Source organism: Mesonia aquimarina (assembly GCF_003667275.1).
GTDB lineage: Bacteria > Bacteroidota > Bacteroidia > Flavobacteriales > Flavobacteriaceae > Mesonia > Mesonia aquimarina.
In genome coordinates this window covers 136,119-152,437 of the sequence record NZ_RCNV01000009.1, presented here as the reverse complement: position 1 = coordinate 152,437, position 16,319 = coordinate 136,119, and the positions used below count along the sequence as shown (strand labels likewise).

Annotated in this window: 16 protein-coding genes and 1 pseudogene; 9 read left to right on the top strand and 8 right to left on the bottom strand. The window is 34.9% G+C overall.

What is annotated here, in order from left to right; genetic code table 11:
- Positions 1 to 11: 11 nt before the first annotated feature.
- The 3 genes from D9R05_RS12160 (at position 12) to D9R05_RS12150 (ending at position 1,939) form a co-directional block, all read left to right on the top strand.
- Entirely contained in the window at positions 12 to 239 is a 228-nt protein-coding gene (locus D9R05_RS12160; RefSeq protein ID WP_121667494.1) for a hypothetical protein, read from the top strand.
- A gap of 3 nt (positions 240 to 242) precedes the next feature.
- Positions 243 to 803, top strand: a complete 561-nt coding sequence (locus tag D9R05_RS12155; RefSeq protein WP_121667493.1) for a phosphatase PAP2 family protein — start codon at positions 243 to 245, stop codon at positions 801 to 803.
- Positions 804 to 994: 191 nt separating this feature from the next.
- Complete coding sequence (locus tag D9R05_RS12150) at positions 995 to 1,939, top strand: NAD-dependent epimerase/dehydratase family protein (protein ID WP_121667492.1); 945 nt, start codon at positions 995 to 997, stop codon at positions 1,937 to 1,939.
- Between the two features lie 230 nt (positions 1,940 to 2,169).
- On the opposite strand, the gene meaB is transcribed toward D9R05_RS12150, so the two are convergent.
- Positions 2,170 to 3,255 carry a methylmalonyl Co-A mutase-associated GTPase MeaB gene (gene meaB / locus D9R05_RS12145; RefSeq protein WP_121667491.1) on the bottom strand — a complete coding sequence of 362 codons (1,086 nt, stop codon included), beginning with the start codon at positions 3,253 to 3,255 and terminating at the stop codon, positions 2,170 to 2,172.
- Between the two features lie 99 nt (positions 3,256 to 3,354).
- Between meaB and D9R05_RS12140 the strand changes: the two genes are divergently transcribed.
- The gene (locus tag D9R05_RS12140) at positions 3,355 to 3,780 is read left to right on the top strand and encodes an organic hydroperoxide resistance protein (protein WP_121667490.1); all 426 of its coding nucleotides are present in this window, start codon (positions 3,355 to 3,357) and stop codon (positions 3,778 to 3,780) included.
- A gap of 70 nt (positions 3,781 to 3,850) precedes the next feature.
- Here the strand turns inward: D9R05_RS12140 and D9R05_RS12135 are convergent, their stop codons facing one another.
- Complete coding sequence (locus D9R05_RS12135; protein WP_121667489.1) at positions 3,851 to 4,546, bottom strand: hypothetical protein; 696 nt, start codon at positions 4,544 to 4,546, stop codon at positions 3,851 to 3,853.
- 93 nt (positions 4,547 to 4,639) lie between these two features.
- Positions 4,640 to 5,203: a DUF2911 domain-containing protein gene (locus D9R05_RS12130; RefSeq protein WP_121667488.1), complete on the bottom strand. Its 564-nt coding sequence runs from the start codon at positions 5,201 to 5,203 to the stop codon at positions 4,640 to 4,642.
- A gap of 276 nt (positions 5,204 to 5,479) precedes the next feature.
- Here D9R05_RS12130 and D9R05_RS12125 point away from each other — a divergent pair, with 276 nt between their 5' ends.
- The 5 genes from D9R05_RS12125 (at position 5,480) to D9R05_RS12105 (ending at position 9,532) form a co-directional block, all read left to right on the top strand.
- Positions 5,480 to 6,025 (top strand): RNA polymerase sigma factor, encoded by a 546-nt coding sequence (locus D9R05_RS12125; protein WP_121667487.1) that lies wholly within the window; start codon positions 5,480 to 5,482, stop codon positions 6,023 to 6,025.
- On the top strand, positions 6,009 to 6,617 hold the full coding sequence (locus tag D9R05_RS12120; protein WP_121667486.1) for a hypothetical protein: 609 nt from the start codon (positions 6,009 to 6,011) through the stop codon (positions 6,615 to 6,617). Before D9R05_RS12125 ends, D9R05_RS12120 begins: the two co-directional genes overlap by 17 nt.
- 8 nt (positions 6,618 to 6,625) lie before the next feature.
- Positions 6,626 to 8,074: a hypothetical protein gene (locus D9R05_RS12115; RefSeq protein WP_121667485.1), complete on the top strand. Its 1,449-nt coding sequence runs from the start codon at positions 6,626 to 6,628 to the stop codon at positions 8,072 to 8,074.
- 76 nt (positions 8,075 to 8,150) lie between these two features.
- A complete protein-coding gene (locus tag D9R05_RS12110) occupies positions 8,151 to 8,837 on the top strand; it encodes a peptidoglycan DD-metalloendopeptidase family protein (RefSeq protein ID WP_121667484.1) in 687 nt (228 codons plus the stop codon).
- Between the two features lie 278 nt (positions 8,838 to 9,115).
- Complete coding sequence (locus tag D9R05_RS12105; RefSeq protein WP_205589291.1) at positions 9,116 to 9,532, top strand: hypothetical protein; 417 nt, start codon at positions 9,116 to 9,118, stop codon at positions 9,530 to 9,532.
- A 327-nt stretch (positions 9,533 to 9,859) separates the two neighbouring features.
- Here the strand turns inward: D9R05_RS12105 and D9R05_RS12100 are convergent, their stop codons facing one another.
- From D9R05_RS12100 to D9R05_RS12080, 5 genes and pseudogenes are all read right to left on the bottom strand, one after another.
- A complete protein-coding gene (locus D9R05_RS12100; RefSeq protein WP_121667482.1) occupies positions 9,860 to 10,354 on the bottom strand; it encodes a DUF4199 domain-containing protein in 495 nt (164 codons plus the stop codon).
- A 138-nt stretch (positions 10,355 to 10,492) separates the two neighbouring features.
- Positions 10,493 to 10,822 (bottom strand): annotated as a pseudogene (locus tag D9R05_RS12095) (outer membrane beta-barrel protein); the annotation flags it as partial.
- Positions 10,823 to 11,214: 392 nt separating this feature from the next.
- Positions 11,215 to 14,571, bottom strand: coding sequence for a preprotein translocase subunit SecA (secA, locus tag D9R05_RS12090; protein WP_121667480.1), 3,357 nt, complete (start codon positions 14,569 to 14,571; stop codon positions 11,215 to 11,217).
- Positions 14,572 to 14,658: 87 nt separating this feature from the next.
- Positions 14,659 to 14,880, bottom strand: coding sequence for a DUF2795 domain-containing protein (locus D9R05_RS12085; protein ID WP_008272287.1), 222 nt, complete (start codon positions 14,878 to 14,880; stop codon positions 14,659 to 14,661).
- Between the two features lie 137 nt (positions 14,881 to 15,017).
- Positions 15,018 to 15,596, bottom strand: a complete 579-nt coding sequence (locus D9R05_RS12080; protein ID WP_121667479.1) for a cob(I)yrinic acid a,c-diamide adenosyltransferase — start codon at positions 15,594 to 15,596, stop codon at positions 15,018 to 15,020.
- Between the last annotated feature and the right edge of the window lie 723 nt (positions 15,597 to 16,319).

Here is a 16,319-nt window from a genome sequence, read left to right as displayed (position 1 = left end):
AGATTTTTTTAATGGAATTTCCACGATTTTTATTAGGGGATAATACAGATTATCCCGATGCTATTTTTGTAGTACATACACAGTTTCCTCGTTTTATTATTAATTTACAGGATGATGAGGTAGAGTGGCTGGAAGATTTTGATAAAAATGACGAAGAAGAATTACAAAATGAAGCAGAAAATTTAATTAAAGAAGCTTCTGAGTTTTATGATCGCGAAGTAGAACGTTATCAAGAATAATCTATGGAAGAATTATTACAGCTCGATCAAGATGTGTTTTTATACCTCAATAACTTAGGAACATCTACTTGGGATTGGTTTTGGGTTTTTATTACGCACAAATTTGCTGCCATTCCGCTGTATGCATTTTTACTTTTTTTACTGATTAAAAATTATGGTTGGAAAGCTGTAATCGTAACAGTAGTTCTAATTGCAGGATTAATAACCTGTACAGATCAATTAGCAAATGTGTTTAAAGATTATTTTGAGCGTCCCAGACCTTGCAAAGAAGATTTTATGCAGCAAGGCAGATTTTTAATGGATTACTGTGGAAGTTACGGGTATTTTTCTGCACACGCGGCAAGCTCTACAGCCTTGGCAATATATTTAGGTTCAATTTTAAAACATTGGTATAAATACGCTTTATTCGGGATGTTTTTTTGGGCAATGATTGTCAGCTACAGTAGAATTTACGTAGGGAAACACTATCCGGGAGACGTACTTACCGGAATTATAATTGGAGCATTTTTGGGCTTTGTATTTTATAAGCTTCAACAGTTTTTACTGAAAAAATATATGGCTTAATTTTTATTTTAATTGGAGGCTTTCTACACAGAATGAAGATATGAGATTCTGAATTGCAGGGGGGCATGGTAAAGTGAAATAGAAGATTCAATGAAGTAAATCAAGCTCATGTTAACAAAAGTAAACTTTGTATACAGTCGCTCAGCTTTGTTCGAAATTAAAAGAAATTTAGTTAAATAAAATACTATTCAATGAAAATATTGGTAACCGGCGCTGCTGGGTTTATCGGTTCGCATGCGGCTGAACGCTTAAGTAAAATGGGCTTTGAAGTTGTTGGTGTCGATAATTTTTCTGATTATTATTCGCTTTCCCTAAAGCGTTTAAATGAAAAAGCCCTATCGGCCAAAGATATAGATGTTTTAGATCTCGACCTTCGAAAGCCTAAAGATGTAAATACGCTTTCAACAGATTTTGAGTTTATTATTCATTTTGCTGCACAACCCGGGATTTCTGCAAGCAGTTCTTTTGAAGATTACTTTACCAATAATTTTTTAGCAACAAAAAATCTAATCGACTTCAGTTTAAAAAATAAAAACCTAAAGCATTTTATAAACATCGGTACTTCGTCAATCTATGGACTAGAAGCTACTTTTCCTGAAAGTGTAGCGCCAAAACCGGCCTCTCATTATGGAATTACCAAATTAGCAGCAGAACAATTGGTATTGTCAGCATCTAGAAATAAAAAACTTTCAGCAAGTTCATTACGGCTTTATTCGGTTTACGGACCACGAGAACGTCCGGAGAAATTATATACTAAACTTATCGCTTGCGGTTTTAAGAATGAAACTTTTCCATTATTCAGCGGAAGCGAAAAACACTTGCGTAGTTTTACCTATGTGGGAGATATAGTTGACGGAATTGTAAAAGCAGTAGAACGCTATCAGAAAATTGACGGAGAGATAATCAATTTAGGGACCGAAGTAGAACATACTACACAAGAAGGTATAGCAACTGTTGAAAAAATTTTAGGAAGAAAAATTGAATTGTCTATTGTAGAAAAACGACCGGGCGATCAATGGCGGACAAAAGCCGTAATCGATAAAGCGAAAAAACTCCTAGATTACAATCCGCAAACAACTTTAACCGAAGGTTTAGAACAGCAAGTAAAATGGTATAAAACTAATTTTATTGATTAGCAAGTTTTACGTTATGCTGAGTCCATAAAACGGTGAATTATGACTATAATTTGGATTGAACTTGCAAAAAATAACCTGAAAAATTATGCGTAAAAATGTAGCTCATAAAACTCGAAAATAAATTTTATACGCTTCAAAAAGCTATTTATTAGTTCGTTAATATCCAGTCTTGCTTCTCGGTTCTAAAAGCGAAGCGGTCTTGTTTCTTTACCAGATAATAGTGAGTTTTACTAAGAATTAGCAAGTTGTAATAAAAAATTAGCCGCTTCAAAAGGAGTGGTTTTTTGTTCTTCAATTAATCGCAATTGCTTTTTTAACTCCGTTTTAATTGCGGGTTGATTATAAAAATTGGATTTCAATTTTTCATTGATGGTTTGCAGCAACCAAAATTTATTTTGCTCTTGGCGTTTATGAAAAAAGTAATCGTTTTTTTTGGTTAAATTTTCATACTTAGAAATCATCTTCCAAATATTTTCAATTCCCGTATTGTATAAAGCACTGGCTAATTTCACTTTTGGGATCCATTCACTTTCTCTGGTCGGGTAGAGGTGAAGCGCTTTTTTAAATTCTGCTTTGGCTTTTTTGGCAGGACGTTCATTTTCACCATCGGCTTTATTAATGACAATGGCATCGGCCATTTCCATAATACCCCGCTTAATCCCCTGTAGTTCATCGCCGGCACCGGCTAATTTCAGTAATAAGAAAAAATCGGTCATACTGTGCACCACCGTTTCACTTTGCCCTACGCCAACCGTTTCAATTAAAATAGTATCAAAACCGGCAGCTTCACATAAAATAATAGATTCACGTGTTTTCTTTGCCACACCTCCCAAAGAATCGCCTGAAGCTGTGGGACGAATAAATGCATTTTCTTGCTTTACCAATTCCTCCATTCGGGTTTTATCACCTAAAATACTTCCGTGAGAAATGGAACTGGTAGGATCTACGGCTAAAACCGCTACTTTTTTTCCTTGTTGGATTAAAAAATTACCAAAGGCTTCAATAAACGTACTTTTACCCACGCCGGGAACGCCTGTAATCCCAATTCTAAGCGACTTGTTTGCATGCGGTAAACAACCTTCAATTAGGGTAGAAACATCTTTTGCGTGGTTTTGTTGCTGACTTTCAATTAAGGTGATTGCTCGACTTAAAGCAGTTTTGTTGCCCTCTAAAATAGAATCAAGCAAATTTTTTGCCGATACTTTTTTCTTCCGAAGCGCTTTTATACGATCAGCACTTTTAGAACTTACGCTATTCTCGATAGATTTTCCTTGCTTTTCGTGTAAAGCGGAATCTTTTTTATTGGGCTGCTTCAAATCGATTAAATATTTAGCACAAATTTATGAATTCATTTTTGAAAAGCCTTTCAATCCTTTCTATATTCAACACATAATTAATAACTAAAAAATAAATTTATGAAAACGTTTTATACAGCCAAGTCAACTGCTCACGGAGGTAGGGTGGGAACCGTAAAAAGTGATGACGGTAAAATAGATATGAATTTGAGCGTGCCTAAAGAAATGAATGGCGATGGTGGCGACGGTACAAATCCGGAGCAATTATTTGCTTCGGCTTATTCAGCTTGTTACGGTAGTGCTTTACAATCTATTGCTGAGAAGAAAAATTTAGATTTAGGAGATTTTAGCGTAACAGGGTCTGTAAGCATTGGTAAAACTGATGAAGGAGACTTTCAGTTGTCTGTGGTGTTAGATTCTTATCTTCCGGGAGTAGATGTTGAAACGGGAGAGGAACTAGTAAACAAGGCACATGAAGTTTGCCCATTCTCTAGAGCTACACGCGATAATATTGATGTAACATTAAACTTGTTATTAGACGAATAATATAGTTTTTACTTTATAAAAAAGCTCGCTTATTTTAAGCGAGCTTTTTGTTTTTAAAACGAATTTTATATTAAAAGAAAGCAATTTTTTCTATGGGTTCGGGTAGCGTTGTTATATTGTGAAATAAGAAAACCTCCGTGGGTATTTCTTTATGTGACTTCAATATATATTTAAGAATTTTATCTTCGTGAATAACATGATACTCCCGAATGCCTCCTTTTACATTTAATTCTTTCTGAAAATCTCCATGAATAGGAGTTATATTTTCAGGTAAAGTTTCGTCAATATAAAATAAACGTGTTCCTTTTTCAGGGGAATCTTTTAAGCCTAATTCAATCACTCTTAAGTTTTTACCGTTGATAAGGCTGTCTTTATCCTTTAACAGTTCATGTTCACCTGAAGAAAGCATCCAGATTTCTTTCACTATTTGAGTTTCAGCATTATAAATGGTTGTTTTTTCTTTTTCCTTATTATATACAATCAATACATTAGGCATTTGTATAGATAATCCTGAGTTAGTTTGTTGTGGAGGTAAATAGCGAAATTTAATTCTATTTGGAGTTGCTGTAGTCTCTAAAATAGGTACTAAGGTTTCCTGTTGCATAATTTGGTTAAGAACAGCTAGCGAAAGGTTTTGATTGGCTTGAATACTATCGGGTTGCTTTTTAAATTCAGAAACAACCTTATAATGTGCACGCTGCAATTGTGCAAAAGTTGTCAAAGTACCAAAAACAACTATTAATAAAGAAAGAACAATAGGTTTCATTGGAATATATTTACGTAAATTTATATTTTATAACGTAAATTAACTAATTATGTTGTTATAATGCATGTTTTTAATAAATATGCAATTAATTATTTAACTAACTTCTTTTATAGGAATAGAAATCAGCGTTTTTCCCCAAGCTAACTTCATATTGATTAATCCTTGTTGTTCTTTAAAGGAAATGGTGAATTGCTCCACGAGTTCTTTATTTTCTGTAACGGGGGTTTCTAAAGTAAGTGCATCAAAGCTTGCTTCTCTAGCGGCTTTTTCGGTAGTGAGCTCAATTCCCCAAGCGTACATTTTATCGTTAAAGATCACTTTCCACGAATCTTTATTCGGAATAGTCCACAGGGTATATTTACCCGATTTCAGCAAAGAGCCGTCAACCATTATATCTTTATTAAAGCTAATGGTGGTTGCTTCGTTAGCGCCCGTTCGCCAAACTTCTCCATACGGAACTAAATTCCCAAAAAGTTCTCTTCCTTTTCTATAAGGCCGGTTATAAAAGACTTCAATTTTTAATCCCGCTTGTTTAAAGTTTACGGTGTCTTCCGGACTATAAGATTTGGTTTCCCCTTTCCAACTATAAAATCCAATTGTGCCGCCTAGAATTAGAATAACAAGGCTTAAAACAGTCCATTTAATTTTCTTGTGCATTAAAAAAATAATTAGTTTTAAATTTGTGAGTACCCCCAAAAGGTTTCATACCCCGAGCCTGCCTCGAAATTGAAAGTTTGTTTATAACGAATGCCTTTTGGATTTGTCCCGAGCTAGTTTATATGAACCTTAATAATAAACTGTGTCTTCGTTTTGTATCAACATATTTCTTATCATTATCTACTGATCTTGCTTTTGGAAATTTACTGAAAAAAAATGCAACATCTAAAATTTTAGCATGTCTTTATAAATGAATAGCAACTAACTAAACAAATTTTGTTACAAATTGAATTAATAGAAAAATGCCGGCAAAATAACAGGAAGGCTCAATTAGAACTGTACAATAAGTACTGTGACGGGATGTATTATGTGGCGCTCCGCTTTTTAAAAAATCAGCATGACGCAGAAGAAGCAATGCATGAAGGATTTGTTCAAGCCTTTTTAAAACTGCATCAATTTACAGGAGAAGTAACTTTTGGTGCTTGGTTAAAACGGATTGTTATCAATAAGAGCATTGATAAATTGAAAGCGAGAAAAGTGAATTTTACAGCTATAAATGAACAAACCTTAGGAACGGTAGAAGAAGATAACGATTGGTCTGTTGCAGACGAGGTATCTGTAGATGAAATCAAGAAAGAAATTGAAGCCTTACCTGAAAATTACAAATATCCGGTCTTGCTTTTTTTAATAGAAGGGTACGATCATGAAGAAATAGCACAAATATTAGGAATTACGGCAGTTTCTTCAAGAACGCTGGTTCATCGCGGAAAGAAAAAATTACAAAAAAGACTTAAAACATTATATCATGGCACAGGATCTTAGAAAACTTTTTGAAAATGAAAAAGAAAAGAAGATAGGAGCTCCGTTAGAAAGCGGTCATCAAAACCGTTTTCTAGAGCGTCTTGAAAAAGAAATGCCGGCAGAAAAAAAGAAAGAAACAACTTCTTTTTTTAAGCTGAAAATCGCAGCAATTTTAATTGTGGCCCTAGCAGCAACATTTTTTATCTATCAACAAAATGCAAGTAGCATAGAAAATCCGGTGGTAAATGCTAACGAAAATTTACAAACCGATCCTTCGGTAAAAGTTCAACCGGTTTATTTAAGTGATGTTTCTCCGGAATTTAAAAAAATAGAAGATTTTTATTTAGCAAATATCAATGCAGAATTATCGCAACTAAACATCAACAAAGAAAATAAAGAACTCATAGATTCTTTTATGCTGCAACTTTCTGCCTTAGACAAAGAATATAAAAAATTAAATGCAGAGCTTGATGATACCGGAGTTAATGAAGAAACGGTAAGCGCGCTCATCAATAATTTAGAACTGCGTTTAGAATTGCTTTACAAATTAAAAAAGAAATTAACTGAGATTAAAAAGTCCGCTGCGGCAGAAATGCACGAGCGTAAAATTTAAAAAAAATCATGAAAAAGAATAAAGAAAAATTTGGCTTAACTTTTCTACTGGTGTTCGCATTACTGTTCAGTTCCCAACTCACGCTGGCACAAAACAGTAAAGAAAAAGTTTCAGAAAGTTACGATGTAGAAGATGGTGTTGAAATCTCCTTAGATGCGCGCCAAACTGAAATTGTTGTAGAAACTTGGAATAGAAATTCCGTAGAAATAGAAGCAAGCCTTAGCGGTGAAGAGTTAAATGATGAAGAATTAGATCAATTGGCAGAAGCTTGGAATGTAAATATTATGGGCAACAGCAATCAAATTACAATTCAATCTTCACACCATAGAATACCAAATTCTCACAGTGGCTCTATAAGTTCTCTACATCGTGACTTTGTGGCTCCCTTAATGAAAAACATGGTAGGTCCAATGCTAGAAGGAATCTCTTCAGCACAATTACCGCCTCAATTTTATGAGGGCATGAGTCAACTTAATTTTGATTACGAGGCCTATCAGCAAGAAGGAGAAGCTTATGTAGAACGCTACGAAAAGCAAATAGAAAAAAGCTTCGGAAAAGATTTTGAAGTTGCCATGGAAAAATGGGGAGAGCGTTTTGAAAAAAATGCAGAAGCCTGGGCAAAACAAGTCGAAGAACGAATGAAAATGTTAGAAGAAAGCGGCGAATTAGAAAAGCGTCAAGAAGAATATGCAAAACGAATGGAAGCCTGGGGAAAACGCATGGAGCAAATGGCAACCCGTATGGCACAAGGTGGAGGAGAAGTAACCAAAAAAGTTACCACTAGCCCCAACGGATCTAAATCGGTTAGTGTGTATTACAGAAACTCAGGGAATTCCTCACCGGTGAATGAAAATGATGTTCGTAGAAAAATTCTGATAAAAATGCCTAAAGACGCAAAACTCAAGTTTAATTTACGTCACGGTAGTCTAACGCTAGAAGACCCTGCAGAAAATCTTTCCGGAAATTTAGCTTACACTGCTTTTAATGCCGATGAAATAGCCGGAAAGCAAACCGCTATAAACGTAGCTTATGCACCGGTAGCAATTAAAAATTGGGAGTATGGCGCATTAAATTTAAGTTATGTAAAAGAATGTCGTATAAATTCAATTAAAAGCATAAAGCTCAACTCTAATGCTAGTGATGTTGTCATAGAAAGTATAGATGAAACAGGAATTATCTCAGGCGTTTTTGGAGAGCTTTCTATCGCATCTTTAGGGAATAACTTTAAACGCTTAGACATTAATTTAGAAAATAGTGATTTGGTATTAAAGCTACCGGAGACCTCATTTAACTTTAATTATAGCGGTTCTCGTAGCAATGTAAATGTTCCCGAGAAAATGTCGACTACGGTTTCTGACAGCTATGGAAGTAAATTGATTAACGGATTTTATAAATCTCGAAATACCGATAAAAACATAACGATTAATGCCAAGTTTAGTGAAGTTATGATGCAGTAAGTTGATTTGATATTTTTTATAGTTGTTTGTATCATTTCAAAATTGCCTTGCTATCTTAGCAAGGCAATTTTTTTATATGAATGATTTAGAAAAGATAAATGCGTTAACTTCAACATTTACCCCAGTAATTGATACGGCTTATCAACAGGGAGATTACCTGGCTATAGATTTGTCTGAAGAGAATGAATCCTTGCAAAAAATAGATATAACTTCAGTAGCTATTTTTCAAGATTATATCACGGAACTTTTAGAACAAAATAATGCCAAAGTTGCTTATGGCGGCTATATGGAAAAACGCACTTTATACAAAAGGAGTAAACATTTTTTTGCTGAAAAAGATGAAGATTTAGAGCGAAACATTCATATCGGGTTAGATATTTGGGCGCCTGCGAAAACTAAAATCATGGCTCCATTAGACGGAAAAATTCACAGTTTTCAGAATAATCAGAATTTTGGAGATTACGGACCGACAATAATTTTAGAACATCAACTGGAGGATTTCAAATTTTATACACTGTACGGACATTTATCAATTCAATCCATAGAAAATTGCCAAATTGGTGAGTCCATTGAAAAAGGAGATTCATTTGCTAGTTTGGGAGATCCAAGTGTCAACGGAGATTATGCTCCACACTTGCATTTTCAACTGATACTGAATCTTGAAAATAAGCGCGGGGATTATCCGGGCGTTTCCTCCAGACAAAAGATAGATTTTTACCGAAAAAACTGTCCGGATCCTAATTTACTTCTAAAAATCTATTAATCTTTTTTTCTCATATCTGGTTGATATTACCATCTTGAAAATTTCCGTCACCCTGAACTTGATTCAGGGTCTCACCCCATTCTGAATGAGATGCTGAATCAAGTTCAGTATGACGTTTTTGGAAAAATCATTAATGAATGACCGAAAAACTTAAATTAAAAAACTGAAAGACGATTTTTAGAAGAGAGAACTAAAAAATAAATTTTATCAAAATACGTTATAAAGAAACCTATATAAAAGAAAGCAAAATTTACTATTAACATTTAAAGACAAAAGTTATGAATCTATATTTAACAACAAAAATGAGTAGAATAACACTAATAACTTTAATGTTATTGCTAGTCTCTAATGTAAATAATGCTCAAGTTCAATCAAATCAAACAGATCAAAGAACCGAACGAAAACAAAAAGTAGAAAAACAGCGAGAATCAATCGAAAGTGAAAGAGAGCAAACGAAACAACAAAGAAGACAACAAAGAGCACAGGCTGTAAGTCAAAGAAAACGAGCGGAAATTCAAAGAAAAGAAGTTACTCAACAAAGAGAATTAATTGAAAGTGAAAGAGAGCAAACGAAACAGCAAAGAAGACAACAAAGAGCACAGGCTGTAAGTCAAAGAAAGCAAGCGAGAATCCAAAGAAATGAAATTACTCAGCAAAGAAAAAAGGTAGAGGTGAAAAGACAGAGAGCTAACTAAAAAAGCTAAGGAAGAAATTGAACAGGAATTAAAGATAATGACTCGCTACGACCAGCTAGTGTTCATTGCTTCTGACTTTCATTTCGAAAAAGTTCTCACAAATTTACGATCTTAGGTTTAATGCGGAAAATCCTCGTAGATATTCATGTAACAAAGTTGGGGTCTAAAACCTTGGCTTTGAGTAAATTTTCAGGAGGAGCATAGGCAAAGCACAATTTGATTAAACAAATAGGATTCGATCGTGTTTCTGATAATTATATATTTCTTAAAATACTTACTTTCAGTTGATTGATGCTTTTTAAATCTACGTACTTAAGCTGGGTATGCCTAATTTTTTTTAGCTGAATTTTTTATAAAAGCACCTACAATAGCCGACGTAACTATACCCATGGCTAGGTTAAAAACGACGGCATCAATAATGCTAGCTTTTAAATTGTACACATCTTTTGCTTTTTCTATAGAGGTTCCGCCACGTTCAGAAAGTTGTATTGCGGCTTTTTCAAAATATTCAGGAGAAATAACTTCAGAGAAAATATATTGTAGCGCAGGGGTGAAAACACAAATGATCACCGAAATAATTCCGCCGGATACCAAGGCTTGTTCCCAAGAGATGATGCCGTCATAATACATCCTTTTTTTCTCGCGAAGGCCAAAAGTGATAGTAAAAATAAATAGGAGCGGAATAATCAGTAAATTAGTGAATATTTGATGATTAAAAATCGAATTACTATGCCAGCCTAGACTTCTTTCTACATACATCCAGATTAAAGAAAATACAGTAAACACCATGGCCCATTTAAATTCTATGCTGAAATTTTTCATCTAAACTTTTTTAATATAAATTGGTTCAACTAAGGCTTTCAAAGATATTGAAATTTACGCATTTAAGAACAATAGCGTGCTAAACGTTTTGCGTGTTTTTTTGAAAGTACTTGTTATCATTGAGACGAGGATACACTTTTAGTTTATGGGGGCTGAAATCTGGCATATCGAGAATTTTTCGTGAAATTTTATAGTAAAACCGCCGTTTACGCCGGCATCCAACGTATTTGCAGATGTAAATTCAACTTCTTCACCATTATTATTTTGAGAATTTGTGATTTCACCTGTACTATTCCATAAAAAGCCTACTTGTGCACCAAGATCTAAACTTACTTTTTTCAGCACATGAATTTTCGCCTGAATGGGAATATCTATATAATCAAGGTCAGTTTTAATACTGTAAAATTCAGAAAAGCTCCCGTCTCTAACATCAAATAATCCTCCTTTTCTGTTATAAATAATTTCAGATTGTAATGAAAATTAATCGTTTAATTGCAGTTCTGCCAGGCCGCCAAAGTTTATTCCGGAATTACCGCTATTAATACTGCTGCCGGTATAGGTTTACTCCGGCTTTAACGCCTAGGTGTAGCAATTTTTGTGCAAAGGTGAACATCGTTATAAAAAAGCAAGAGACAAAAAGTAGGTTTGTTAGCCGCATAAGAGTAGTTATTATTGCGTGCTAAAATAATAAAGAGGCTGTCTAAAAAGTCTATTTCTGTCAACCTGAACTTGATTCAGGTTCTCATACTAATTTGTATTTCAGTGAGGTGAGATTCTGTTCCGATACTTATCGGAATAAATTCAGAATGACGTTTTTTAAATCTTTTTAGATAGCCTCTTTATTGAGAAAAAATTTGTTCTTAGTTCGCTAAAATCCATTCGCCTTTTTCAAGTAATGGGATAGCTTGCTTATATTTCATGGTTTTATTTTCTCCGCTCACCACATTTTTTATGGTAACCTTTTCGTTTCTACCAATTTTTGGTTGTTCTCTAACAATCGTTTCGGTTACTTGTGGTTGTTGCTGTGCTTGTTCTCCGGCAGCTCTACTCTGAGCGGCGCGTTCATCCATATTCGGAATTTCTTCCTTACTGGTTTCCAGTTGCTCTTTAGGCTTGGTTTCTTTCGCTTCTTGAATGTTGTTATTTTCTTGTTGCGGTATTTCTCCTTTAAATAAGAATGAAATTACATCTCTGTTCACATCATCTAGCATAGCTTTAAACAACTCAAAAGCTTCAAACTTATAAATTAATAAGGGATCTTTTTGTTCGTGAACCGCTAACTGAACGCTTTGTTTTAACTCATCCATTTTTCGAAGATGGGTTTTCCAAGCATCATCAATAATAGCAAGGGTAATGTTTTTCTCGAAATCGGTGATGAGTTCTTTCCCTTCGGTTTCGTATGCTTTCGCTAAATTAGTAGCGACTTGTAAGGTTTTGTGGCCATCAGAAAAAGGAACGGCAATTCGTTCAAATCGATCGCCTTGTTCTTCGTAAACACGCTTAATTACCGGATAAGCTAATTCTGCATTGCGTTTCATTTTTTCCTGATAAGCTTCGTATGCAGCCTTGTAAACTTCTGCCGAAATTTTTTGCGCTGGCATTTTTTCAAATTCAGCTTCGCTTATCGGAGAATTCATCGAGAAGTACCGAATCAATTCAAACTCAAAATTCTTAAAGTCTGTGGTGGCTTTATTGTTTTCGCTAATGAGTTCAGAAATATCAAAAAGCATATTGGCAATATCTACCCGTAGGCGCTCACCAAATAAGGCATGATAACGACGTTTGTAAATAACTTCACGCTGTGCATTCATTACATCATCATATTCTAACAAACGCTTACGAACCCCAAAGTTGTTTTCTTCAACTTTTTTCTGTGCGCGTTCTATAGATTTTGAAATCATCCCGTGTTGAATAACTTCGCCTTCTTCAAGACCCATTTTATCCATTAACTTGGCAATACGTTCACTACCAAATAGACGCATTAAATTGTCTTCTAAGGAAACGTAGAATTGTGAGCTTCCAGGATCTCCTTGACGACCTGCACGACCTCTTAATTGTCGGTCTACACGTCTAGAATCGTGACGTTCTGTACCAATAATGGCAAGTCCGCCGGCTTCTTTAACTTCTTTACTTAATTTAATATCGGTACCACGACCTGCCATGTTGGTAGCGATGGTAACAATACCCGATTTACCGGCTTCTTCTACAATGTCAGCCTCTTTTTTATGCAATTTCGCGTTTAATACATTGTGTTTTACATTTCTGATTTTAAGCATTCTGCTCAGTAATTCAGAAATTTCTACGGAGGTAGTACCAATAAGTACCGGTCTTCCGGCGCGCGATAAATTGGTAACCTCTTCAATAACCGCGTTGTATTTTTCACGCTTAGTTTTATAAACTAAATCTTCTTTATCTTTTCTTGCGATTGGTCTGTTGGTAGGAATTTCAACAACATCTAATTCGTAAATTTCCCAGAATTCTCCGGCTTCCGTTACGGCAGTACCCGTCATACCGGAAAGCTTACTGTACATTCTAAAGTAATTCTGTAAGGTTACGGTAGCAAAAGTTTGCGTAGCATCTTCAATCTTTACGTTTTCTTTAGCTTCAATGGCTTGGTGTAAACCATCGCTGTAACGACGCCCGTCCATAATACGCCCGGTCTGTTCGTCTACAATTTTAACCTTATTATCCATCACCACATACTCGGTATCTTTTTCAAATAAGGTGTATGCTTTTAGCAATTGGCGTAAGGTGTGAATACGTTCACTTTTTACGCTAAAGTCTCTAAATAATTCCTCTTTTTTCTCTGCTTCTTCTTCTTTCGATAAGTTTTGCTTCTCGATTTTAGAAATTTCCATTCCCATTTCGGGCATGACAAAGAAATCCGGATCTTCTTTCCCTGATAAAAATTCTACTCCTTTATCGGTAAGATCTATTTGGTTGTTTTTTTCTTCAATCACAAAATACAATTCAGCATCAACCTTCGGCATTTCGCGGTTGTTGTCTTGCATGTAATGATTTTCTGTTTTCTGAAGCAATTGTTTGATGCCTTCTTCACTTAAATATTTTATAAGCGCTTTGTTTTTAGGCAATCCGCGGTAAACTCTCAGTAATAAGAAAGCTCCTTCTTTTGTTTCTCCTGCTTTAATTAATTTCTTAGCTTCCGCTAAAACCCCTACTAAATATTTTCGTTGAACTTCAACAATTTTTGAAATGGGTTGTTTTAACGCGTCAAACTCGTGCACATCACCTTTGGGTACAGGCCCTGAGATAATTAAAGGTGTTCTGGCATCATCTACCAAAACAGAATCTACCTCATCTACAATGGCGTAATTATGCGGACGTTGAACCAAATCGTTAGGCGAGTGGCTCATGTTATCTCTTAAATAATCAAAACCAAATTCGTTATTGGTTCCGTAAGTAATATCGGCATTATAGGCTTTTCTTCTCGCTTCTGAATTAGGACGGTGGTAATCTACACAGTCAACACTCATCCCATGAAATTGAAATATAGGTGCCATCCATGCGCTATCACGTTTAGCCAGATAATCGTTTACCGTTACCAAATGCACACCACGTCCGGTTAATGCATTAAGGTAAACAGGAAGTGTAGCCACAAGGGTTTTCCCTTCACCGGTTTGCATTTCTGCAATTTTACCTTGGTGCATAGCAATACCGCCAATTAGCTGAACATCATAATGGATCATGTCCCACTTTACTTCTTTACCGGCTGCATCCCAAGTAGTGTTCCAAATGGCTTTATCTTCTTGAAGATTTACATAGTCTTTTTCTGCAGAGAGTTCTCTATCAAAAGAAGAGGCAGTTACCTCTAAGGTATCGTTATGGAAAAAGCGTTTTGCTGTTTCTTTAACAACCGCAAAAGCTTCGGGTAAGATTTCGTTTAAAACGCCTTCAGAAATTTCGTAAGACTTGTCTTTAAGCGCATCTATTTGCGCATAGATATCTTCTTTCTCTGCGATATCTTCTGAGGCTTCAGATTTTTCTCTGAGCGATTCTATTTCTTCGGTAGTTTCTTTGGTTGCTGCTGCAATTTTTTCTTTAAAAAGTACCGTTTTATTTCGCAGTTCGTCAATTGAAAGCTTTTCTAGTTCGCTTTCAAAGGATTTTATTTTATCTACCATGGGCTGGATAGCTTTGACATCTTTTTCAGATTTATCGCCCACGAAAATTTTTAGTACAGAGTCTAAAAAACTCATAATGTTTAATGGTTTTAAATAGTATTCAAATGTAAGCAAAAAAAAAGCCTCAAATTGAGACTTTTTACTATTGTTTTTTTGCTTTATCTAATATTCATCTTCGTTCCAGAGGTAATCCTCATCAGTAGGATAGTCTGGCCAAATTTCTTCGATAGAATCGTAAGAGTCTCCTTCGTCTTCAATAGCCTGAAGGTTTTCTACAACCTCAAGCGGAGCTCCGGTTCTAATCGCGTAATCAATTAATTCATCTTTCGTAGCCGGCCAAGGAGCATCGCTTAAATATGATGCTAATTCTAATGTCCAATACATTTGATTATCGTGTTTAATTTTTGCAAAAATAAATTTTTCGACGTAAAAGTCAAGTAAAAAATCTATTAATTCAATAATATTTTTAAGAACGTAAGTTTTATAGGGTGTGTCACACTATAATTTTTTTCGGAAGTAAATTAAGAATTTTCCTTTTCAGGCATCCATTTTATTTCTTCTGCGTTTAAGTCTTTAGTCAACTTTCGTGCCAGCACAAACAAATAGTCTGATAGGCGGTTGAGGTATTTAAGAATATGCTCGTCAAAAGCTTCGATGTCATACAAAGCAGTCGTTAACCGCTCTGCTCTTCTACAAACACAACGGGCAATGTGACAATATGACACGGTGGTGTGTCCACCGGGCAATATAAAATGTGTCATCTCAGGGAGTTGTTCGTTCATGGCATCCATCTCGTGCTCTAATTCCTCGATGTGGCGACTCGCTATTTTTGAAATAGCAAGCCGCTCTTTTCCGTTTTTTAATTTTGCTTTTTTGGGATCGGTTGCCAATTCTGCTCCTAAGGTGAATAAATTCTCTTGAATTTTTTTGAGTATTTTTTTTGTATGTTGGTCTATAGCTTGGTCTCTTACTAAACCAATATTAGCGTTAAGCTCATCTACGGTGCCATAGCTTTCTATTCTGATATGACTTTTAGGAACTCTGGTTCCTCCAAAAAGTGCGGTGGTTCCCTTATCTCCGGTTTTGGTGTATATTTTCATATTGTCTTTTGTTGATGGCTAAAGGTAAAAAATAGAATAGAAAAGCGGAAGTTTCTTTGAAGTTGATTTTTATTGTTTTTCATTGTTGTCCGGTAAAGAAGCAAGATTTGATATAAGCTATACCGGTAAACAGAATTCGTATAAAACTGTAAAGTGGTTTTATTATTTTCTAAAAAAAAATGATAAGTTTCTTATGATAAAAATACTATAAAGATCAATAGGTAAATGCTTAGTAAGTTTAATAATAGAACATTATTGTTTAGGTATTTAAAGCATGTGTGGTTGTCCGTTCGACCGGAGTCGAGAACTATTCGTTAACTAAAGGTTTCGATTTAAACCTGACTTGAGCGATAGTGAAAGGCTCAACTAGATATTTCCTACTAATTTTCAATCCTGTTCTAAATAATTTCATTCATTCATTTTTTATTCACTCACTTTACTATTGTTTAAGTGTTCATGAATCAGAGATTTCCATTGATGAAAAAACGAATCAAAAAAATCTAGGCTTATGAAACTTTATCTAAATTTTTTGCTTGCCCCCTAAATTTTAGGAACTCGCCTTTAAAAACAGTTTTTGCAGAATGTTCTGGCTGGCTCAAACAGCCTAAAATTTTACGGGGACTTCGCTTCAAATTTCACGATAAATTTTCAATATGCCAAAAAGTGTTTTTTTAAAAAGTAACCTATAAGATTGAAAAATATTATTAAAACCCATTTTAATAA

Bases quoted from the DNA above. Each gene is read 5' to 3' on its own strand.
- D9R05_RS12100 (WP_121667482.1), bottom strand. From the start codon at position 10,354: ATGAAAAATTTCAGCATAGAATTTAAATGGGCCATGGTGTTTACTGTA.
- D9R05_RS12105 (WP_205589291.1), top strand. From the start codon at position 9,116: ATGAATCTATATTTAACAACAAAAATGAGTAGAATAACACTAATAACT.
- D9R05_RS12080 (WP_121667479.1), bottom strand. From the start codon at position 15,596: ATGAAAATATACACCAAAACCGGAGATAAGGGAACCACCGCACTTTTT.
- D9R05_RS12130 (WP_121667488.1), bottom strand. From the start codon at position 5,203: ATGCACAAGAAAATTAAATGGACTGTTTTAAGCCTTGTTATTCTAATT.
- D9R05_RS12155 (WP_121667493.1), top strand. From the start codon at position 243: ATGGAAGAATTATTACAGCTCGATCAAGATGTGTTTTTATACCTCAAT.
- D9R05_RS12140 (WP_121667490.1), top strand. From the start codon at position 3,355: ATGAAAACGTTTTATACAGCCAAGTCAACTGCTCACGGAGGTAGGGTG.
- D9R05_RS12135 (WP_121667489.1), bottom strand. From the start codon at position 4,546: ATGAAACCTATTGTTCTTTCTTTATTAATAGTTGTTTTTGGTACTTTG.
- D9R05_RS12085 (WP_008272287.1), bottom strand. From the start codon at position 14,880: ATGTATTGGACATTAGAATTAGCATCATATTTAAGCGATGCTCCTTGG.
- D9R05_RS12115 (WP_121667485.1), top strand. From the start codon at position 6,626: ATGAAAAAGAATAAAGAAAAATTTGGCTTAACTTTTCTACTGGTGTTC.
- secA (WP_121667480.1), bottom strand. From the start codon at position 14,571: ATGAGTTTTTTAGACTCTGTACTAAAAATTTTCGTGGGCGATAAATCT.
- D9R05_RS12110 (WP_121667484.1), top strand. From the start codon at position 8,151: ATGAATGATTTAGAAAAGATAAATGCGTTAACTTCAACATTTACCCCA.
- D9R05_RS12150 (WP_121667492.1), top strand. From the start codon at position 995: ATGAAAATATTGGTAACCGGCGCTGCTGGGTTTATCGGTTCGCATGCG.
- D9R05_RS12160 (WP_121667494.1), top strand. From the start codon at position 12: ATGGAATTTCCACGATTTTTATTAGGGGATAATACAGATTATCCCGAT.
- D9R05_RS12120 (WP_121667486.1), top strand. From the start codon at position 6,009: ATGGCACAGGATCTTAGAAAACTTTTTGAAAATGAAAAAGAAAAGAAG.